Source organism: Anaerotruncus sp. (assembly GCF_057433415.1).
The window spans coordinates 42,207-63,097 of the sequence record NZ_DBMDHH010000012.1 but is presented as its reverse complement, the minus strand read 5'-3'; the positions used below and the strand labels follow the sequence as shown (position 1 = coordinate 63,097).

At 63.9% G+C, this 20,891-nt stretch carries 14 protein-coding genes; 11 read left to right on the top strand and 3 right to left on the bottom strand.

Features of this window, described 5'->3' with window-relative positions:
- Positions 1-67 precede the first annotated feature (67 nt).
- The 7 genes from ACZO3G_RS05410 (at position 68) to ACZO3G_RS05380 (ending at position 13,305) form a co-directional block, all read left to right on the top strand.
- The gene (locus tag ACZO3G_RS05410; protein ID WP_276871918.1) at positions 68-9,607 is read left to right on the top strand and encodes a right-handed parallel beta-helix repeat-containing protein; all 9,540 of its coding nucleotides are present in this window, start codon (positions 68-70) and stop codon (positions 9,605-9,607) included.
- A 6-nt stretch (positions 9,608-9,613) separates the two neighbouring features.
- Positions 9,614-10,144, top strand: a complete 531-nt coding sequence (locus tag ACZO3G_RS05405; protein ID WP_276871917.1) for a hypothetical protein — start codon at positions 9,614-9,616, stop codon at positions 10,142-10,144.
- A 97-nt stretch (positions 10,145-10,241) separates the two neighbouring features.
- Positions 10,242-10,898, top strand: a complete 657-nt coding sequence (locus ACZO3G_RS05400) for a hypothetical protein (protein ID WP_101550155.1) — start codon at positions 10,242-10,244, stop codon at positions 10,896-10,898.
- A gap of 153 nt (positions 10,899-11,051) precedes the next feature.
- Entirely contained in the window at positions 11,052-11,600 is a 549-nt protein-coding gene (locus ACZO3G_RS05395) for a hypothetical protein (protein WP_276871915.1), read from the top strand.
- Positions 11,601-11,617: 17 nt separating this feature from the next.
- Positions 11,618-12,115: a hypothetical protein gene (locus tag ACZO3G_RS05390; protein WP_276871911.1), complete on the top strand. Its 498-nt coding sequence runs from the start codon at positions 11,618-11,620 to the stop codon at positions 12,113-12,115.
- A 318-nt stretch (positions 12,116-12,433) separates the two neighbouring features.
- A complete protein-coding gene (locus ACZO3G_RS05385; protein WP_288234755.1) occupies positions 12,434-12,784 on the top strand; it encodes a helix-turn-helix domain-containing protein in 351 nt (116 codons plus the stop codon).
- Between the two features lie 173 nt (positions 12,785-12,957).
- Positions 12,958-13,305: a helix-turn-helix transcriptional regulator gene (locus ACZO3G_RS05380; RefSeq protein WP_101550161.1), complete on the top strand. Its 348-nt coding sequence runs from the start codon at positions 12,958-12,960 to the stop codon at positions 13,303-13,305.
- 48 nt (positions 13,306-13,353) lie between these two features.
- On the opposite strand, the gene ACZO3G_RS05375 is transcribed toward ACZO3G_RS05380, so the two are convergent.
- Entirely contained in the window at positions 13,354-14,103 is a 750-nt protein-coding gene (locus tag ACZO3G_RS05375; RefSeq protein ID WP_288234757.1) for an SDR family NAD(P)-dependent oxidoreductase, read from the bottom strand.
- A 231-nt stretch (positions 14,104-14,334) separates the two neighbouring features.
- Here ACZO3G_RS05375 and ACZO3G_RS05370 point away from each other — a divergent pair, with 231 nt between their 5' ends.
- The gene (locus tag ACZO3G_RS05370; protein WP_288283768.1) at positions 14,335-15,567 is read left to right on the top strand and encodes a hypothetical protein; all 1,233 of its coding nucleotides are present in this window, start codon (positions 14,335-14,337) and stop codon (positions 15,565-15,567) included.
- Between the two features lie 63 nt (positions 15,568-15,630).
- Here the strand turns inward: ACZO3G_RS05370 and ACZO3G_RS05365 are convergent, their stop codons facing one another.
- Positions 15,631-16,974, bottom strand: a complete 1,344-nt coding sequence (locus ACZO3G_RS05365; protein ID WP_288234560.1) for an MATE family efflux transporter — start codon at positions 16,972-16,974, stop codon at positions 15,631-15,633.
- Positions 16,975-17,317: 343 nt separating this feature from the next.
- Positions 17,318-17,776, bottom strand: coding sequence for an Lrp/AsnC family transcriptional regulator (locus ACZO3G_RS05360; protein ID WP_276872927.1), 459 nt, complete (start codon positions 17,774-17,776; stop codon positions 17,318-17,320).
- A 159-nt stretch (positions 17,777-17,935) separates the two neighbouring features.
- On the opposite strand from ACZO3G_RS05360, the gene ACZO3G_RS05355 reads away from it, so the two are divergent.
- The 3 genes from ACZO3G_RS05355 to ACZO3G_RS05345 all read left to right on the top strand — a co-directional run bounded on the left by ACZO3G_RS05355 (position 17,936) and on the right by ACZO3G_RS05345 (position 20,868).
- A complete protein-coding gene (locus tag ACZO3G_RS05355) occupies positions 17,936-19,291 on the top strand; it encodes an MATE family efflux transporter (RefSeq protein ID WP_276872925.1) in 1,356 nt (451 codons plus the stop codon).
- A gap of 177 nt (positions 19,292-19,468) precedes the next feature.
- Positions 19,469-20,098 (top strand): flavin reductase, encoded by a 630-nt coding sequence (locus ACZO3G_RS05350; protein WP_101550173.1) that lies wholly within the window; start codon positions 19,469-19,471, stop codon positions 20,096-20,098.
- Between the two features lie 14 nt (positions 20,099-20,112).
- Positions 20,113-20,868, top strand: coding sequence for an SDR family NAD(P)-dependent oxidoreductase (locus ACZO3G_RS05345; RefSeq protein ID WP_276872923.1), 756 nt, complete (start codon positions 20,113-20,115; stop codon positions 20,866-20,868).
- The last annotated feature ends 23 nt before the right edge of the window (positions 20,869-20,891 follow it).

Genomic DNA, 20,891 nt, shown 5'->3' with positions numbered 1-20,891 from the left:
CAAGAGCGGCGAAGAAAACGGCCACGAAGAAAACGCCCCGTCGGAGGTGACGGAGGCGAGCACCGCCGTGCCCGCGAGCGCGGACGGGGTGTACACCGTCAAGGCGTTCCGCGGCGAAAATTTGCTGACCACGATGTCCCTGGCGGCGCCCGAAATCGAGCTGCACAGCCGGGACGTCGTCTATTGGAACCCCGACCCCGAAACGAAGAGCAACGCGGACGGCACGGCGACGATCTGGGGCGGAAGCGACGACAACCGGGGTGATGAGAACGCGCCGGTGCGTTCCTTCGAGCAGGCGCTGGAACTGGCCGCTCCGGGCGGCACGATCTACTGCATGAATCCCGCGGCGGAGAGCGCGGATTACCTGAAACGCAATTCCCAGATGTCGCCGGGAGACCTTGCTTTCAGCGGCGTCTTTGCGGGCCTCGCGCAAACGCCCGTGCGGGTGGCGCGTCATGAAAACCACCCTTCCGGGGCGATCTTTACCCTCGGAGAGGGCGTTGCGATGACCCTGTCGGAGATCGAGATTTCCGGGGCGGACGTCCAGACGGACGAGCTAATCCGTCTCGCGGGCGGCATTTTGAAGATCGGGACCGGGCTGCGCCTCTCCGGCGGACAGATTCTCTTCGAGCACCCGGATACGGCGCAGGCGGTCGAACTGCTCGCGCTGCCGGAGGACACGCTGGTGCTCTCCTTCGCGGCGGGCGAAAACGGCTTTAAAGCGTCGTTTGACGCGGCGCGCGCCGCCGAGGGGGTCTCCATGCGGGACGCGCTGGCGAAGCTTGCCCTGACCCAATCGTTACAGGCTGCGACTCCCGCTTGGAGCCTGACGGTCCGCGCGGACGACGCGAGCGTCGTCCAGGCGCGCCCGGCGGTGGTCTACAACGGAGCGGTCTATCTCTCGGGCGCGGGGGACGATGTGAATACCGGCGCCGCGGAGAACGACCCGGTGCGCACCTTCGCGCGCGCAAAGGAACTTCTGCTCAACGAGCTGTCCGGACAGGGAGAGATCCGTATCTGCGGGACCGTCCCGGTGGAAGGGGACGAAACCTGGTCCGGAGCGACCGTTTCCCGCAGCGGAAGCGGTAATAACAAGTTGATCGATGTGACCGGCAGCCTCACGCTGGATGGGATCACCCTGCATGGCGGCAGGCCGGGCGACAGCGGAAATATTTCCGTTTCCGGAGGAACGCTGACCGTCACCGGGGGAAGCGCGTTTTCGGGCAGCAAGGGCGGCAGTTCCGGTTCCGCCTTTGAGGCGCCGATGATCCGCGTCTCCGCGGGCAGTCTGGTTCTGCGGGATGGAACCGTCAGCGGGACGGATGTCGGCGCGGAGATTGTCCGCGGCGGCAGGTTTACAATGGAGAACGGAACCGTTTCGAACGTCCTGCGGGGGGTGGAAGTCGGCGAGGACAGCGCCTTCCAGATGGACGGCGGCTCGATCTCTGCGACGCAGACGGGCGTTGTCACGAAAGGGGAGTTCGTCCTGTCGGCGGGGTCTGTGGCCGCGCCGGACGGCGGCTTCGCCGTTTCGGTCGACCGTTCGACTTCCGCAACAAAGGCGGCCTTTTTGCTGAACGGCCCGGCCGCCGCACTCACGGGAAAAATCCGGCTCGAAAGCCCGGAGGAAACGATCACCCTGACCGGCGCGCCCGGGGCGGGGAAGGTCTTTGCGGTCGAACTGAGCGGCAGCCACCGCCCGGGCAACATCATCGTACAGTCCGGCGGGACGCTGGCGTCGGCGGCGGATTACGCAGACGCGTTCACGCTGAGCGGGACGGCGTATCCGCTGGCGGGCTATCAAAACAATCTGGTGCTGATGGGCGGCGTCTATCTGGACGGCACCGCCGCCGCGGACGGCAGCGGCGCTTCGCCCGATTCGCCGGTCCGTACGTTTGAAAAAGCGATGGCAATCCTCTCGAAGAGCGGCGGCGCAATCCCGGCGAAGATCATCCTCTGCGGCCCCGTGACCGTGAGCGGTACCGAGACCTGGTCCTCCCCGCTTGATGAGACGGTCGAAGTGACCCGCTGGGATGATTCCGCCCTTACGCTCAATCAGTTTGTCACCGTTGCGGACGGCGGCAGCCTGACGCTGGAAAACGTCGTTCTGGACGGCCTCTACGGCGAGGCCGAAACATCTGTCAATACGATCGTGTCGGTCGCGGCGGGCGGCAGCCTGACGCTGGCGGACGGGGCGGCCGTCCGCGGCAGCGCGGGCAGCGGCGTCAGCGTCGCCGGCGGTTCGGTGACGCTGGCGGGCGGCGAAATTTCCGGCAGCAAGGGCCGGGGCATCAACGCCACGGGCGCATCCACTGTCAAAGTCGTCTCCGGAAGAATCACCGGGAACGGTAGAAACGGCGTGTACCTCGATGGGGGCAGCATGACCATGTCCGGCGGCGAAATCTCCGGAAACTACGCCGTTGTGGAAGGGACGGAAAGATACGCGGTGCACCGCGGCGGCGGCGTCTGGATCGCCGGCGGCGGCTTTACGATGAGCGGCGGTAAAATCTCCGGGAACCTCTGCGACGACATCCTTGACCGCGGCGGCGAAGCGCTCGGCGGCGGGGTCTATTTTGCCGGCGATAGGATGTTCATGAACGGAAGCGCGGAAATCAGCGGCAATACGGCCACCAAGGGCGGCGGCGTCTATCTCGCCGGCACCAGCAGCATGGAGATGGGCGGGAACGCGTCGATCAGCGGGAACCATGTGCACGAGGCATACCCGGAGGAGGAGAGCCGCCATGAGGACGGCTCGCTCGGCGGCGGCGTCTATGTGGCGGGCGGCGATTTCGTCATGAGTGACTCCGCCTCGATCACGAATAACGAAGCGAAATCCGTGAGGGGCAGGCGGACCTCGACGGGCGGCGGCGTCTACATCGCGCCGGGGCTCGCGATGCTCCAGATCGAGGAAAGCGTGACGGTCAGCGGGAACACCGCGCAGCGCGGGGCGGGCGTGGCCCATGAGGGCGCGTACTTCAACCTGGGCGGGACCGGCGTAACGATCCCTGACGAAATCTTCATCGACATGGAGCAGAATTCCGAGGTGAAGAAATCACCGATCAGCCTGTTGGCTCCGTTGGATACCAGTAAAAAATTCCAGCTCCGTGTCCCGGATACCTATATTGGAAAAACGGTGGTCGCTGGAGCGGCCGGGTATAACGCCGCGTCCTATCTGGAACAGGGCGTGTTTACCCTGGTTGATATGGGCGGCGGCCTGACGCTGGCCGGCGAAGGCAATAACATCGTCGGCCGGGGCGGTCTCTACGTCTACCTCAGCGGGTCTGGCAACGACGGTAACAACGGTACCAGCCCGGACGACGCGGTTCGTACCTTTGCGCGCGCGAAGGAGCTGCTGAAATCCCGCTCCGCGGGAACCAACATCCTCATCAGCGCCACCGTGGTGGTTCGGGAGGACGAGACCTGGTCCCTCCCGGAGATGACGGACAACGCGGGGGAGACCTGGCGGCCGGAGATCCGCACAATGGCGGACGGGTCTTATACCTTCGCGCCGATTTTCATCTCCCGTGAGGGCGCCGGCAGCGTGGTGGAGTATCCCGACGCGAAGCTGACGCTGAAGGACGTCGTCGTCAACGGAAATGGAACCCCCATCGTGTCGGGCACCACCCAGAGCCGCTACGGAACGGGCCTGATCCAGGTCAGCGGCGGCGCGGCGCTGGTGCTGGGCGAGGGAACGGTCATCGAAAACGGCACGGGCCCCGGCGTTGTGCCCACGCGCGGTACCTGCACGATTGACGGCGCGATCATCCGCAACAACGCGGGCCCCGGCCTGCACACCCCCTCCGACCACATGACGATTACGATGAACAGCGGCTCTGTGACGGGCAACCAGATGGGCGGCGTCATCATTGAGGGGAATACCCACAAGTTCATCCTGAACGGCGGAACCATTTCGGACAACACGCACGGGGAAAGCGGGCTTACGGGCGATTCGGTCAGCGGGCTCGGCGGCGGCGTCTGCATCCGGGCGACCGGCTCCTCCTTCGAGATGAGCGGCGGCACAATCAGCGGCAACACGGCCTCCGGCAGCGGCGGCGGCGTTTACCTCAGCGCAACATCTGGAAGCATTCCCTCTTGTGTCATCACCGGGGGTAAAATTACCGGGAACCAGGCGGGTGCGGATGGCGGCGGCGTCTACAGTGGTACCAACAACAGCCGAAGCACCGTCGTGGTGAGCGGGGACACGGAAATCTCCGGCAACACGGCCGGGCGATACGGCGGCGGCGTTTACGGCGAACTGACGCTGGAGAGCGGCGCGATCAATAGCAATGCCGCAAAAACCGGCGGTGGCGGTGTGGATGGCAACGTGACCATGCGGAACGGATCCATCTCAGACAATACGGCGGAGGCTGGCGGCGGAATTAACGCTTTTGGAAATATAACTGCACTCTACGGCGGCGAGATCAGCGGAAACACCGCTCTCTTTGGCGGCGGCATCCTTGTGAGAGGCGGGACTGTCCTTGTGGACGGCGGGTCGATCACGGGCAACCACGCGACCGGAACGGACTACGTGGTAAAGACGGGCGGCGGCGCCATCGGGACTGGGATGACTAGTTCTATTACCATCCGCAGCGGAACCATCTCGGGCAACACGTCGGCAACAAACGGCGGCGCCATCATGATGGGGATGGTGGGCAGGTCTTTCACAGTTGAGGGCGGCGTAATCAGCGGCAACGAGGCGGCTTGGGACGGCGGCGGAATCTACCTGTTTTCGTGCACGAATTTTACCATGTCGGGCGGCAGCGTCTCCGGCAACCGCGCGGGAGGCAGCGGCGGCGGCATTGGGATCAACGATAGTACGACCAAGCAGGTCTACAGCGGCGGCAGCATTACGGGAAATACGGCGGCGGCGAACGGCGGCGGCATCGATCTGGTGGGCAACGCCACGTTCAACGGCGTCACCGTCTCGGACAACACCGCCCTGGCGGGCGGCGGCGTCCGGGTCTCAGGCGAAAAGAGCGCCCTCACGATCAACGCGGGCGGCGTCACCGGAAACAGGACGACGGCGGCCGGTGTGACCGGCGGCGCGGGCGTCTACGTCGACGGCGGCACGGTCACGGCGGCGGGCGGACAGATCTCCGGCAACGCCCTCGGAAACAGCACGCAGCATGGCGGGAGCGTCTATGTCGCGGACGGCAGCTTTGTCCTGAACGGCGGGCGGACCGCGATCGACGGGACCATCCATCTGAATACCACCGCGTCTCCCGTCCGGGTTTCGGCGGCGATCACCCAGAACCGAAAGTACCGCCTGACCATGAACATGGGCGGCGGCGACACGCAGTATCAATCCGGAAGCGCGGTGGTCAGCCCGTTAAGCGGCAGCGCCGTATCGGACGCGTCCGCCTACCTGCGGTATTTCCAGGCGGACACGGAGGCCCTGCTGCTCGATAAGGCGTCCCCCAACATCGTGCTGCGCAAGATCGTCTTCCTGGACGGTGAAAACGGCGGCACGAGCGAGTGGTACGACGGCTCGACCCCGGCGCGCGCCTTCAAGACCTTTGAATCGGCAAAGGCCGCCCTGGCCGGGGAACCGGGCGCGATCTACGTGACCGGAACCGTGACGGTGACCGAACCGGGGACGGGCTGGACCCTTGCGGACGGCCAGTACCTGCGCCGGTATAGCGGCTTTGAAGTCTCGGGGCAGAAGACCTACGACGCCTTCGCGGGCGACCTTGTCCGCGTGGCGGACGGCGGAACGCTCACGCTCGGCGGCATTTCGATCGAGGGCAGGCGCAGCGCGGAGGACAGCTATACCGCCGCGGGCACGCTGGTGCGCGTCGCGCGCGGCGGCAGCCTGACGATGGACGAGAACACGGTGCTTTGCAACAACAAGACCTCCGGCGACGGCGGGGCCGTCGTTGTGGAACCGGACGGCATCTTCGCGTTCAACGGCGGCGCGATCTCCAACACGCAGGCGGCGCGCGGGGACGCGGTCCACCAGAACGGCACGATGAGCGTCAACGGGAACCCCACGGCCGAGGGATCCGTATACCTCGCGGCCGGAAGGACGGTCGATGCCGTAACGGGATTTGCCGGGACGCTGACGGTGGACGTGGCGGATCCCTACGCGGGCCGTGAAGTGGTCGCCTATCAGGGCGTGCTGGTTTCTCCCGCTCCCGAGCTTGCCAAATTCACGCTCGCGGAGGCGGTCGCGGCCCAGTACCGGCTGGTGCACGGCACGGTCGGAAGCGGGCCCGACGGCGGGCACAGCGTGCTCAAGCTGGGCGAAAAGGGCTTCGTCTATGTGGACGGCTCCCTGTCGGCGGATGCGGGCGACGGCGCGACCCCGGACGGGGCCTTCGCGACGCTGAATAAGGCGTATAGCAGCCTGAAGGCGGACGGCGGCGGCACGATCTATATCGTCAACCCGGTGAAGATTACCGGCTCGGTCAAGATCAATTCCGACAGCTACATCTTCAACGTTACCGGTGCGGGCGCAGTCACGATCAAAGGCGGCCCGGTCGCCATCAAGCGCTACTCCAAGCCGGTTTTGCCGCTGCCCGGGTACGGCAAGGCGTCCAACACGGCGGAGCTTTTCATTGTTGAAAACGGCGGCACCCTCCAGGTCGCGGGCACGACGCTTGACGGCCACAGCGAGGCGGTGACGCAGGGCGCGGAGGCGCTGGCCGCGCCCGCGGTCGAGGCGCAGGCGCCGCTCGTGACGGTGCGGTCCGGCGGAAGCTTCCATACCGACGACGGCGCGGTCCTGCGCAACAACCGGAATACTTCGGCAGACGGACAGGGCGGCGCGGTGTATATCGCGGAGGGCGGAACATACAAGCTCTACGGCGGTTCCACGATTGCAAACACCCACGCGGAGGAGGGTTCGGCGGTCTACCAGGCCGGCCAGCTGATGATCTCCTCGGCGGCGGGCACGGATGAGGATCTGTCGGTCGAGGGAGAGGTCTTCCTCGGGACGGAAAAATATATTGAAACCTTCAACGCCTTTGCACCGAGGGGGGCCCTGAAGATCGATCTGACAGACGCCTACAAAGGCAGGACGATCATCACCTATGACGCGCAGAATCCGGATACGATCGTTGTCGACCCGTCGAAGGCCGCGCTGTCCGGCCGGGTATCGGCGGGCTTCACCGCCGGAAAGCGGGAGGGCGGGAACGTCCTCGAGCTGCAGGCGAAGGGCGCGGTCTATATCGACGGCATAAACGGCAGCGACGATAGGGACGGCGGATCGCCCGCCCAGGCGGTCAAGACCCTCGCGAAGGCGTATGAAAAGCTCGCCGCGCAAAAGGGCGGCACCCTCTACGTGGTGAGAGAAGTTGCGATCCCGGAGGGCCAGAACATCACGCTGAGCGGACAGGAGCTCTATGGAATGGGCTATGTGGACGCGGGCGGTCCGGTGACGATCATGCGCTATTCCCAGCCGGAGGCGCACGGAAGCCTCGGGGATAACTACGCGGTAACAAGCAACAGCGGCTCCATCTTTACAGTTGACGGCGGCAGCCTGACGCTGGAGGAGATTACCGTCGACGGGCACCGCCACGGTGTGACCGGAGCCGCGGAGATCGCCGCGCCGGGCATTATCAGTGAAACCGCCATCGCCGTGAATGAAGGAAGCCTGATCCTGAACGAGGGGGCGGTCCTGCAAAACAACACCGCAGGGCTCCTTGGCGGCGCAATCTCCACGCCTTTGCAGGCTGAGGCCGCGACGATCGAAATCAACGGCGGTAGGATCACCGGAAACAGCGGGTTAAGTGCTAATAACGGCGCGGGCGCAATCTTCTTGGGTGTGGGAGCCTCCCTGGTCATGACGGACGGGGAGATTTCCGAAAACGAGGGGGACGAAGCGCAGAATATGATCGGCGGCATCGCGACGTTCGGCGGGCAGGTTGAAATTACCGGCGGAAGCATCCGGGAAAACCGGGGCGCGGGCCTCTGGCTCAAGTCGGGGAGCGCCTCGCTGAAAAACTGCGTGATCGCGGACAACACGGGCGCCCAGTACGCGGGCGGCATTGCGATCGGCGGCGGCACGGTGACGGCGGAAAACCTGACGCTTTCGGGCAACACGGTCACCGGCGGCAGCGGCGGCAACGGAATCTACCAGAACGGCACGCTGCGCCTGCGCGGCAGGGCGACCTCCTTCGGCGCAGACCAGTACGTCTACCTGCCGAAGGGAAAAGTCATCAACGTGGACGGGGCGCTTCCGGATTCCGCGGCGATCCCGGTGGACATGGACCGCGCGGACGCGGACTACGGCCCCGGCCGTAACGTCGCCGTCTATTTAAACGGCGTCGTGGAGGACGTCGCGGACGAAACCGCGAAGTTCCTGCTCGCGGAGAGCATCGATTACACGCTGGCGAAATCCCCCACGGAAGCAAATACCCTGGAGCTGGGCGAGCCCTTCCACTTCATGGACCTGGAGCGGGACTTCCTGAAACAGGCGGGCGTCCCGGCGACGATCATGGCGGAGGTGTCCTCCGACGACGTGGTCAGCTGCGAACTCTATCGTGGAACAAATAAGATCGACACGTCGTTTGGCGGCGTGGTCAATTCGGGCAACGAGGGCAAAGCATCGGTTTCGGTCACCTTTACGCCGAACTGGGGCGATGACGGAGTTTACCACCTGGAAGCCACGGACGCCAACGGGACCGTCGCGAAAAGCGGTTCGTTCAGCCTTTCACTTTGGAAGGTACAGTACAGTGCGGGCGACCGCACTGCGGTGCAGACCTCGACGCTCGGCGCGGATGATTCCGGCCCCAACGACACGGCGTCGATCGTCATAGCCATCCAGCAGCCGTTGGCCGGCGGCACTTCGACATCGCTTTCCGTGGGCATTGGAAGCTATACGATGGAGAGCGCCGACGCGGATTACACCCCGCAGCTTGTCAGCAAGGAGACCGTCACGGCCGGACGCACGGAGTGGGGCCGCAATGACGCCATGAATAAGTTTGCATGGACGAGGCCCTACGAGGGCACGGAATATCCGGTCAGCCAGACACGCGGGTGGAACCAGACGGTTACTCTCCCATTCAATTTTTACAATGCGAATGCCATCAGCGAATCCCGGGACGGCTGGCTGTCGATGAAGATATCCCTGCTTGAGCGTGGCGCGGCAAACGCCTACGCGGACGACATGGCGCGGATTCCGTTCCATACGAACCCGGTCTCGATCGACGCGACGGTGCCCCTGTGGGTGTGCATGTACGGCTACGGCGGGGACGGCAAGGTCGTCACGCCGGAGGAGGGGAGCTACGTCATCAAGAACAACTCCCTCTTCCCGGTGCAGGTCACCGGAATGTCGGTGAGCCCGATGGAAAGCTGGTCGTTCGTACAGCCCCCGGCAGGCGGGTTCCTCACGAACGGGAGCTACGACGTCTCCAGGAACAACCTCTCCGCCGGTCAGGCGGCGCTCCGGCTGGATACCCAGTGGGTTTCGGCGGACGTGGGCGCGGACTGGACGGCGGCGGATAAAATCGGCCCGCTCTTCAAGCCCATCGGGGCGGCGGCGGAACGCGCGGTGCCCGTCGAATGTTACATCCCCGCGGGGGGCGTGACGGCGGACGGGGAGACCCAGATCGCCGCCGTGACCTATACGGTGGGCATCAGCGGCGCGGCCGGTGACGGGGGGTGATAAGCGATGAATGAAACGGAAAGCGCGGCCCCGAAAAAGGGCCGCGGGAAACTGCTCTTGCTTCTGCTGCTCCTGATCCTGCTGATCGCGGCGGGCGTGGGAGGCTGGTACTGGTGGCAGAGCCAGCAGGACACCTTCTTCGACGTGGCGGCCATGACCGGCCACCTCCCGGGCAAAACGGAGGGGGAGATCCAGGCGGAGCTCAACCGCGTGGTGGAAGAGGGCATGTTCAACATTGCGATCAACACCTATCTCATTTTCCCGGACGGGAACGGCGAAGGGCTCGCGAACATCGAGAACATCGCCGCCAACCGCTACAACATGACGGTCCAGATCACGCTCGACAGCACGGGCGAAACGGTCTACCAATCCAAAGGTATCAGGCCCGGACAGTACATCCAGTATATCAGGCTGTCCGAGGACCTGCCGGCGGGTGTCTATAACGCGACCGCGGTCTTCACCGCGCACATGCCGGACGACGAACATTCGATCGCCGGGCAGGCGGGCGCGAAGCTGGTCCTCGAGGTAGAAAACTGAATGCGGCCGCAGAACTGAGGAGGGGGTATGTGAGCGAATCACTTTTTATAAGGTTTCAAAACAATCCCAATACAAAACATCTTAGGAGGTCAAAACAATGAAAAAACTGTTAGCGGTTCTCTTGGCAATCACGATCGTCATGTCCATGGGCGTTGTCGCGTTCGCGGCGCACGATGGCGGTACACACGGCATTGACTCCGAAGCTGCGGTCGGCGAGCAGAAGGAATTGGCCACCAGCGGCGGAAGCCAGTTCGGCAAGACGGATTTCTACCTGAACATCGATAAAAACGCCGTGTCCGGGGATACCCAGATCAGCGCGACGATCCCGCTGTGGGTCTGCATGTACGCCTACGGCGGCGACGGCATGGTTGTTACGCCGGCCGACGCGTACAAAATCCTCAACACCGGAACGGATACGGACATCAAGGTCTATGCCATGCGGGCGCTGCCGCAGGAGGGCTGGACGTTCAACACCTTCGATAGCAGCGTTTACAGCGGCGGCGGCTATGTCCGTGCGAACAACACGCTGACCGCGGCAAAGACGATGGCGATGACGGTCAACGGCGTGGACCTTTCCACGATTTCCGACAGTGAAAACACGGATTTGGCCGCCCCCTGGAAGGTCGTTAAAAATAACGGTACCACCGACGGCGAGCTGAAACTCCCCCTGCAGGCGTATATTGCCCCCGGCGGCGTGAACGAAGGCGACGACACCAACGTTGTGAACGTGATGTATTTTGTCACGGCGGCTTAATTTCTTCCTTAACATCCCGCGCGGGGAACTCCCCCGCGCGGGGGCCTTCGGGCCTGCAGGATATCCACCCGAGCCCGCGGAGCGATCCGCGCCCCAACAAGGAAACAAACGGCGCAAGCCTTGAAATAGAAACAAAATAAGGCGGGATGGACGATGAACGGAGAAAAGACGGAGGAGCGGGCGAACGCAACCCGGGACGGCGGCAAAAAGCTGCTCGCCGCGGCGTGTATCCTGCTGCTGCTCGTGCTGGGAATCCTGGCGTTTCTGCTGCTGCGCGCGCCCAAGGCGGGGCCGTCCGGCCTCGCGCGGGAAGCGGCGGCGCTCGCCGGGCAGCTCGAGGGCAAGACGGAGGAGGAAATCCAGGCGGAGCTCAACCGGATCGTGGAAGAGGGCATGTTCAATATCTCGATCAACACGGCGCCCACCTTTGAAAACGGAAAGGCCGAGGGCCCGCTCCAGATCGAAAACGTGCCGGGCAACCGGTATCTCATGCAGGTGCTGATCACGCTGGACGACACGGGCGAGCTGATCTACGAAACGGGGCTCATCGAGCCCAACCACCACATCCAGTCGGCGAAGCTGGATGTGGAGCTGGAAAAGGGCGAATACCTCGCGACGGCGGTCTTTAACGCATACGACCCCGAGACGGAAGAATATATCGGGTCGGCGGGCGCGAAATTGACGATCACCGTCTTAAGCTGATCACGGGAGGGACAAGGATGAAACGGATGAACAGGGTTCTGGCGGCGCTTCTGGGGTGCGTGCTGGCGCTGTGCATGGGAATCACGGCGCTGGCGGCGGAAACGGACACCGGGGAGCCGATGGGCGCGCCCTCCCACGCGGAAAGCGGCGGGCACGGGACGAAGGAGGCGGCGGCGGTCGGCGGCCTCGCGGAATTCGAAAGGGATCCCGGGAACAGCTTCAGCGCGTCGACGCGGTTTTACCTGCGGATCGAAAACTCCCCCTACATCGGCCCGTCGGGCGGCGGTGGGGGCGGCGATTCGGTGCGGGTGCTCGTGCCGCTCGACCTTCCGGACGACCTCAAGCTCATCGATGACCTGCCCATCCCGCTGTCGATCCCGAACACGGGCGACGGCCCGTTGCCCGCTGCGGCGTTTGCGTTGCTGGCGGTTTCCGCCGCCCTGATCGCGGCCGCCGGATATCAGAGCGGCGGCATATCCCACCGCGGACGGGAGGACCGGACGCCGCCCAAGTGATGAATGAAGCCCCCCGCGTCAACAGGCTGCACGATTGACGCCGGCCCGCTCGGCCGGCGTAATTGTGGCGGGCGGATATACGGAAGGCCGGGGAGCGGTGAAAAACCGCTCCCCGGCCTTTTTCGACCCTCCCGGAGGAAAGCGCGCGGCGATTTTCAAAACCTTCCCTGCAAGTATGGCGGCTGGCGGCGGTTCACGCATCCGAAAGCAAAGGGAACGGAACGGGGCGGCTTTTGAATGCGCACCATAATTGCAGAATTACAGTTATTTCCATTCTTCGACAAAATCCCCTATACTTCGACATAGGGAGTGATGTCAATGACGGTACAGGTTCTGGGGCAGAAGATCAGGTATCTCAGGCGGAGAGAGGGCCTTTCACAGGAGGAGTTCGCGGCCAGGGCGGGCATCAGCCACCGGAAGCTCAGCGACATCGAGTGCGGCAACGGGAACCCCACCTTTGATACGATGGACTGTATCGCCGCGGCGTTCGGCCTCCAGATCGAGGAGCTGCTTCAGCCGGATATCGAGGTCGACCTGCTGCCCAGAAGAGAGCTTTCCCGCCTGCAGCCCATGGTCGACCGCCTTCCCGAGGCGTGGCAGGAGCTGTTTGTCCGGGGGGCGGAGGGCGCTCTGGCCATGTGGCTCGAGACCGTCCGCGGGCGGGAATAGGAAAGCGCCGGTTTTTGCTCGCGGGCCGGCGGCCGCGTGAGGCGCTGTCATGAAAATGAGAAAAAATGGGTATCAACTGAAGTTATGTGACTGGTAAAATAGTACGCGTAACATGGTTTATTCAGAAAATCTGCGATTTTACCTATAATTTTATAAAAAGGGGAGAATCGCCGATGACAGTCGCAAATCTGGGACAGATCATCAAGGCCCGCAGAGAGCGGATGAAGATCAATCAGGAAAACCTTGCGGCCTGCGCGGGAATCAGCACAAAGCTGCTCAGCGACATCGAATGCGGCAGAGCGAACCCGACCTTTGAAACGATGGACCTTGTGGCGGCCGCGCTGGGCGTGGAGCTGGAGGAGCTGCTCCAGCCCGAGCAGGTGATCGACCTGCTTCCCAAAAACGATCTCGCGCGGTACCAGCAGATGCTCGACCGCCTTCCTCCGTTCGCGCAGGAGATGGTCATCGCGGGACTTGAGGGCGCGATCTCCCAATGTCTTCAGGTCTCCAAGGAATGGTAATGGCCGCCCAACGGGCGGCCATTTTTTGATTTTAAAGGCTCGGAACGCTTATTTGGTCCGCCGCTGCATGTGCCAGCAGAGACGCGCGGCGAACGGCTCGGACGCGAAATGCGCGGCCAGCTTGGCGGCTTTCATCAGCCCGCCGGGGATGATGAGCGCGCGGCGGGCGAACATCCCGTCGACGGCGCGGCGTGCGGCCTCCAGGCTCGGCATCCCGCCGACGGCGAACCGCACGTCGGCGGTCCTGCTGAAGGCGGTATCCACCGGGCCGGGACAGAACGCCCCGAGATAGACGCGGCTCCCCCGGCGGCGCAGCTCCTCCCGCACGCCGAGCGTCAGCCGCATGACATAGGCCTTGGAGGCGTAGTAGGCGGCCATCTGCGGGCCGGGGAAGAAGGCCGCCGACGAGGCGACGTTGAGGATGTAGCCGCTGTCCCGCGCGATGAAGTCCCGCAGGAAGAGCTTGGTGAGGATGTGCACCGCGCGGATATTCGTATCGATCAGCCGCAGCTCGGCGTCGAGGTCGGTTTTGTCGAACATGCCGCACAGCCCGAACCCGGCGTTGTTGACGAGGATGTCGATCTTCTCCGCGCGCAGCTGCTCGTAGAGGCGGCGGCATTCCTTCTCGTCCGAGAGGTCCGCGCAGACGACCTGCGCGCCGCCGGGCAGCGTTTTGGCGAGCGCCTCCAGCTTGTCGCGGCTGCGCGCCGTCAGGATCAGTTTGCATCCCCGCGCGGCCAGTACCCGTGCGATATCCCGCCCGAGCCCGGAGCTCGCGCCCGTCACCAATGCTTTCATGCCGACTCCTCCATACTGCTTTTTCAATAGTATACCAAATTTTCGCCGTTTCACAAGGCCGGAATCCGCGGGGGAGAAAATCAACAAAAATTGAATTCTCATATCTCCCGGGCCATGATAAAATGAAGCAACAGGAACATGGCAAAGCGGGGCCCCGCTTTGTGCTGCGCCGCTGTGCGGCGCAGCAATTCCCTTTGCCGGGCGGCCGCGAAGACAAAAGGAGGAGAATACATGAAAAAGCTGATGGCACTCACCCTGGCGCTGGTACTGGCGCTCTCCCTCGGCGTGACCGCGCTCGCGAAGGACGCCCCGATCCCTGAGGGCGCGAAGGTGGTCCGGGAAATCCACCTGCGCGCGGACGGCGTCTTCTTTTACGACATGCGGGGAAATTACTATGAGGAAGAAGTCCCCACGACCGCGAAAATCTACCTGATTCCCGATATGGGGGAAGAAAACAGCCCGGACGATTATTCGGACGCGGTCGCGGACGACGGCTCGACGATTTCGGCCGATGATCTCTACTATTCAGACCTGTATTATTATCTTGGCTGCGATAGGGACGTGACCGACTTCTTCACCGCGAAGTTCAAGAAGGAGGAAGGCGCGAAAGCAATCAAATCGCTCAAGCTCGTCTCGAAAAAGATCGGTGATGTGGTCAGCAATGGCAGTTTTTACTTTGACGGCGCCGCTGAGCGTTGGGGCTTCATCGAGGGAGAGATGAAGGAGGGCTTCACCGACGACGAGACGAAGATCGGGCTGACCGCCACCTATAAGGCGAAGGACAATCTTGACATCACTCCGTGGGACTGGGGTGAAGGCGCTCTGTATCTCGCGAAGAACGGCAAGGTCATCGTGGACTTCAAGTTCTACGTCAAAAACGACGAGCGCGGCGCGGACGCCGACTTCAAGGCGGGCGACGGCGGCGTGGTCGTGAAGCCGCAGAAGAACGAGGACAACGAGATCACCTGGGAGAGTGAAAACGACACGCTGGCGTGGCTCGCCTTCACGAGCGACGACAACGCGGCAAAGTTCTACCCGAAGATGACCACCAAATGGAGCGACCAGGATTACACGGACTATTTCGCGGATCAGGACGCCTATCTCTATGACTTCATCGGCAATCCGCAGATCGCCTCGACGAGCCGCGCGACCCTTGACCTGCGGTATCCGTTCGTGGACGAGGACGGCGAGTTGACCGTCGACCCGGAGAACGCGGTCGTCTACACGATCGGCGAGGACGGAGAGCCGGTCGATATCACCTCCGAGTTCCAGTTCGTTGAGACGGACGACGGCGACTACGTCCTGCGCACGAAGACCCGCCGGCTCGGCACCTATATCATCGCCGGGAAGCCGGCCGCATCGGATGCGGAAGCGGCCGGGGCCCCCGCGGAAACCGCTGGGGAAGCGCCCGCCGGGGAGCCCGCCGCTCCCGTGAAGGCATTCCTGCCCTCCTTTACGAAATAGGCGGATCAAAAATCGGGAGGACCCGCGGGCCGACGGCCCGCGGGTCCTCTTTGCGTCCTCCGCTCAGGAGACAAGCCTTTTGCGCCTCCAGCGTCCGGAACGGAAATAGAGGATCCCGAACACGAAGGGGAGCAGGGGGGAGAGGCATTCGCCCCAGCAGAGCCCGGCGAAGCCGAGCCCCAGCGGGACGCTGAGCAGCCAGCTGAGCGACAGGCGCATCACCACGGAATGGAGCATCGCGTTGAGCATGGCGAAGAGGGAGTCGCCCGCGCCGGTCGCGAAGGAATCGAAGGTGTACATGACCGCGTAGACGAGGCTGTTGAAGGAGCAGCAGACGCGCAGGTAGAAGACGCCCTCCCGCACGACCTCGGGGTCGGTGTTGAAGAGCCCGATGATCTGCGCGGTGAAGAGCTGTACCGCGAGGATGCTCGCCGCCGTGACGAGCAGGGCGAGGCGCAGGCCGCTCTTGGCGGTCTCTTCCGCCCGGCCGGTATCCCCCGCGCCGAGGTTCTGCCCGGCCATCGTGGTGACCGTCTGGCCGACCGCCCAGCAGGGCATGGCGGCGAAGGAGTTGACCTTGAGGCCCACCCCCGCCGCCGCGGCCACCGCCACGCCGTAGCCGTTGAGCATGCCGGTGACGAGAAGGTAGGAGAGGTTGAGCACGGTCATCTGCACGGCGGTGGGAAAGCCGATGCGCAGGATGGCGCGGCAGGTCTTGGGCGCGGTGCGGAAATAGGAGGGGGAGAAGTCGAGGGGGAGCCCCCGCCGCCGCAGGACAAACACGGCGGTCAAAAAGGAAACGCCCTGCGACGCGGCGGTTGCGATCGCCGCGCCTTCCGTGCCGAGGCCGAGCGGCCCGACGAGCAGCAGGTCGAGCAGGATGTTGACGGCGGTGGCGACCGCCACGAAGAAGAGGGGGCTTTTGGAGTCGCCCAGCCCGCGCAGCACCGAGCAGACCGCGTTGTAGCCAAAGACGAAGACGGTGCCGAGGCAGATGACCCGCATGTAGCGGAGCGCGTGGGGCAGCGCCTCGGCGGGCAGGTTCATGAGGGAAAAGACGGGGCGGTAGGCGAGCAGGCCCGCCGCGGTGACGAGCAGGGCGGCCAGCGCCGACACCGAAAAGAGCGCGCCGGTCGTTTCCCGCTGGCCGCGCGTGTCGCGCGCGCCCTTATACTGCGCGATGAGCACCGCGCCGCCCGTGGTGACGCCGGTGCAGACCGACTGGATGATAAAGCTGAGCATGGCGGCGCTGCTGACCGCCGCGAGCCCCGCGCTGCCGACGAACCGGCCGACCACGGCCATGTCCACGATGCTGTAGAGGGATTGCAGCAGGTTTGCGAGAAAGAGGGGCGCCGCGAAGGAGAGAAGCTGTTTCGGCACGCTGCCGACGGTGAGATCGCGTTCCATGGTAAAATTCCTCGTTTCCATAAAATGAAAGGGGAGGCGGGGGCATGGCCCCCGCCTCCCCTGCGCATACCGCGCGGAAGACGCAAAAAGCCGCGGACGAAACATCGTCCGCGGCAAAATCGATCCGCATCATCCGGCGGGCACGCAGAACCGGACGGGTCCGTCCGAACGGACCCGCCGGGGAACTGTCTATCCGCCGATGAAATCGTAAAGCTCCGCACAATGTTTCATCGTTTCCAATTGTCCGGAGCGGCTTATGATACAGAGCTTCATGACAAAGCGTCCTTTCTGCTTTCTGAGGTTCATTATAGGCGGCGGGAGGCCGCCTGTCAAGAAGGCCCGGTCAGAGCCGCAGGCCCTTGACGTCCTTTTTGCGGGAGAGGATGATGTTGCAGCTGAGCTTTACGACGCCGGGCAGGCGGTAGAGGAACTCCTGCAAAAACCGTTCCATCTCCTCGCTGCTGGCGGCGACGGCGTGGACGTGCAGCTTGCTGCTGCCCGACACGAAGTAGATCTGCGTGACGGTGTCGCAGCGGTCGAGCGCATCCGCCGCGGGCTGGAGCTGCGCGGGCTCGGTCTCGATCTCAAAGTAGGCGGAGACGGCGCTGCCGATCTTCTGCGGGTTGATGATCGTCGTGTAGCCCTCGATGACGCCGCGCTTTTCCAGCGCGTCGATGCGGGCCCGCACCGCCACGCGGGAGACGCCCACCGCCTCGCCGATATCGGAATAGGACATCCGCGCGTTTTCGGTGAGCAGGGCGACGATTTTGCGGTCGAGCTCGTCCAGTCCCTTGAGATACATGCCGGTCAACCCCTTTCCCCGTTATTCTACCGCATTTTCCGCCGGAAAACAAGGCGGAACTTTCTTTTTGCAGAATTGACATTTCCAGCAGTGCGTGATAAACTGTCGTTAGTTACATAACGGAATTATAATATTACATAATGGAAGAAGGGGAAGCGCTTGGCAGGGGACATGACCGAGGGCGGGACAACCGGCGCGATCGTGCGCTTTTCGCTGCCCATGATGGGCGGCGCGCTGCTCCAGCAGCTCTATAACGTCGTCGACACGCTGATCGTCTCCCACTTCATCGGCGCGGGGGCGCTGGCGGCGGTCGGCTCCTCCTATACGCTGATGGTCTTTCTCACCTCGGTGGTGCTCGGACTCTGCATGGGGAGCGGCGTCATCTTTTCGATCTTTTTCGGCGCGCGGGAACCCGACGCCCTCCGGCGCGGCATCTTCAACGCCTTCCTCTTCATCGCGGCGGTCTCCTTCGCGATCTTCCTGCTCGCGGCGGGCAATCTCGACCGCATCCTGACGCTGCTGCACATCCCAGCGGACATCCGGGCGGACACCCGCGATTACCTGCGGATCATCTTCTGGGGAATCGGCTTCACCTTCCTCTACAACTTCTTTGCCGCCGCGCTGCGCAGCATCGGCAATTCCGCCGTCCCGCTCGCCGCGCTCGCCGTGGCGGCGGCCGCGAACGTGGCGCTCGACCTGCTCTTCGTGCTGCCGTTCGGCATGGGGGTCGCGGGGGCCGCGCTGGCCACCGTGCTCGCGCAGGCGCTATCCGCGCTGATCGTGACCGTCTACAGCCTGCTGCGCGTACCCGCCTTCCGCCTGGAGCGCGCCGATCTCCGGCTCGACGGGCGTCTGATGGTCCGCATCATGAAATGCTCGGTCCTCTCGAGTATCCAGCAGTCGGTCATGAACTTCGGCATCCTGATGATCCAGGGGCTGGTCAACAGTTTCGGCGTGGCGGTGATGGCCGCCTTTGCCGCCGGGGTCAAGATCGACTCCTTCGCCTACCTGCCGGTGCAGGAGTTCGGCAACGCCTTCTCGACCTTTGTGGCGCAGAACTACGGCGCGGGCAAGCGGGAACGGATCCGCGCCGGGCTGCGCGCGTCGGTGGCGGGGGCGGCCGCCTTCTGTCTGGCGATCTCCGCGCTGGTGGCGGCCTTCGCCCGCCCGCTCATGGAGATCTTCGTGCCGGCGGGGGAGACGGAGATCCTCGCGGTTGGGATCCAATACCTGCGCATCGAGGGCAGCTGCTACATCGGGATCGGGCTGCTCTTCCTGCTCTACGGGCTCTACCGGGGCCTTGAGCGGGCGCAGATGTCCATCCTGCTGACCGTCGTGTCCCTCGGTGTGCGCGTGGCGCTGGCCTACGCGCTCGCGCCCATCCCGCGGATCGGCCTGCTGGGCATCTGGTGGGCGATCCCCATCGGGTGGCTGCTGGCGGACCTGGCCGGCTTCCTCTGGTACGGCCTGCGGCGGGAGCGGCTGCTCTCCCCGCTGGCGCGGCCGGAACAATAGGAGTGGTTTTGCGCGCCTCCCCGCTCTGCGGGGAGGCGCGCTTTGCAATTATGCATAGAAATTTGAGCCGCCTTTTGTGGAATTGGCAGAATTTTACCCGCATGCTTGACTTTTCCTGCAAAAACAGTTATTACTAATAACAGTAATAGTTACTATTATAAAATTAGGAGGATTCCGATGCTGGATTTGAAGGCGTTCCAGAAGATTACCTATGGGGTATACCTTGTGTCGTCCCGGTGCGGGGACATCTCGTCCGGCTGCGTGGTCAACACGCTGACCCAGGTAACGACCTCGCCCGCGCAGGTGACCATCGCGATCAACAAGCAGAACTACACGACCGAAATCATCCGGAAGTCGGGCCGCTTCACGGCGGTGGTGCTCTCCCAGTCGGCCATGATGGAGCTGATCGGCAGGTTCGGGTTCCACTGCAGCCGCGACACCGAAAAATTTGAGTCCTTCCGCACCCGCGTCGACGAGAGCGGCGTTCCCTTCGTCTGCGAGCAGGCCTCCGCGCGCTTCAGCTGCAAGGTGGTAAGCAGCATGGACGCGGGCACCCACATCATCTTCCTCGGGGAGGTGGAGGCCGCCGAGGTGCTCGACTCCACCGGACCGATGAGCTACGCCTACTACCACCAGATCAAAAACGGCGTCACACCGCCCAGGGCCTCGGTCTACCAGCCCGAGCCGGCAAAGGGCTACCGCTGCAGGATCTGCGGCTACGTGCTGGATTCCGACACGGTTCCGGACGACTTTGTCTGCCCGATCTGCGGGCGGGGCAAAGAACATCTGGAAAAGATCACGGGCTGAGAGGGGGGCGCGGAATGAAGATGCAGGGTAAAACGGTCATCGTCACTGGCGGCGGCCGGGGCATCGGCTTCGGCATCGCGACCGCCTTTGCCAGGGAGGGCGCGAACATCGCGATCACCAACCTGAACGAGCAGGGCCTCGAGGAGGCCAAAAAGGCGCTGGAAGGGTACGGCGCGCAGGTGCTGACCGTCGTGGCGGACGGCGCGGACGAGCGCGCGGTGGCCTCGGCCGTCAAGCAGACGGCCGACCGGTTCGGCGGCGTCGACGTGGTGGTCAACAACGCGCAGGCCTCCAAATCGGGGGTGCTGCTCGTCGACCACACGACCGCCGACTTCGAGCTCGCGCTCCACAGCGGCCTCTACGCCGCCTTCTACTACATGCGGGCCGCCTTCCCCTACCTCAAGCGGGCGAAGGGGCTCGTCATCAACCTCGCGTCGGGCGCGGGGCTGTCGGGTAAATCGGGCCAGTCCTCCTATGCGGCCGCCAAGGAGGGCATCCGCGGCCTCTCCCGCGTGGCGGCGACCGAGTGGGGAGAATTCGGCGTGCGCGTCAACGTCGTCTGCCCGCTCGTGATGACGCAGGCGCTGGAACAGTGGAGCAGGGACTACCCGCAGCTCTACCGGGATACGATCAAACATATCCCCCTCCAGCGGTTCGGCGACGCCGAAAAGGACATCGGGCGGCTGTGCGTCTTCCTCGCGTCGGAGGACGCCTCCTACATCACCGGACAGACGATCGAAATCCAGGGCGGCACCGACCTGCGGCCCTGACGGCGGATGCCGAATCCCCCGGC

Bases quoted from the DNA above. Each gene is read 5' to 3' on its own strand.
- ACZO3G_RS05405 (WP_276871917.1), top strand. From the start codon at position 9,614: ATGAATGAAACGGAAAGCGCGGCCCCGAAAAAGGGCCGCGGGAAACTG.
- ACZO3G_RS05390 (WP_276871911.1), top strand. From the start codon at position 11,618: ATGAAACGGATGAACAGGGTTCTGGCGGCGCTTCTGGGGTGCGTGCTG.
- ACZO3G_RS05380 (WP_101550161.1), top strand. From the start codon at position 12,958: ATGACAGTCGCAAATCTGGGACAGATCATCAAGGCCCGCAGAGAGCGG.
- ACZO3G_RS05370 (WP_288283768.1), top strand. From the start codon at position 14,335: ATGAAAAAGCTGATGGCACTCACCCTGGCGCTGGTACTGGCGCTCTCC.
- ACZO3G_RS05395 (WP_276871915.1), top strand. From the start codon at position 11,052: ATGAACGGAGAAAAGACGGAGGAGCGGGCGAACGCAACCCGGGACGGC.
- ACZO3G_RS05345 (WP_276872923.1), top strand. From the start codon at position 20,113: ATGAAGATGCAGGGTAAAACGGTCATCGTCACTGGCGGCGGCCGGGGC.
- ACZO3G_RS05375 (WP_288234757.1), bottom strand. From the start codon at position 14,103: ATGAAAGCATTGGTGACGGGCGCGAGCTCCGGGCTCGGGCGGGATATC.
- ACZO3G_RS05400 (WP_101550155.1), top strand. From the start codon at position 10,242: ATGAAAAAACTGTTAGCGGTTCTCTTGGCAATCACGATCGTCATGTCC.
- ACZO3G_RS05350 (WP_101550173.1), top strand. From the start codon at position 19,469: ATGCTGGATTTGAAGGCGTTCCAGAAGATTACCTATGGGGTATACCTT.
- ACZO3G_RS05365 (WP_288234560.1), bottom strand. From the start codon at position 16,974: ATGGAACGCGATCTCACCGTCGGCAGCGTGCCGAAACAGCTTCTCTCC.
- ACZO3G_RS05360 (WP_276872927.1), bottom strand. From the start codon at position 17,776: ATGTATCTCAAGGGACTGGACGAGCTCGACCGCAAAATCGTCGCCCTG.
- ACZO3G_RS05385 (WP_288234755.1), top strand. From the start codon at position 12,434: ATGACGGTACAGGTTCTGGGGCAGAAGATCAGGTATCTCAGGCGGAGA.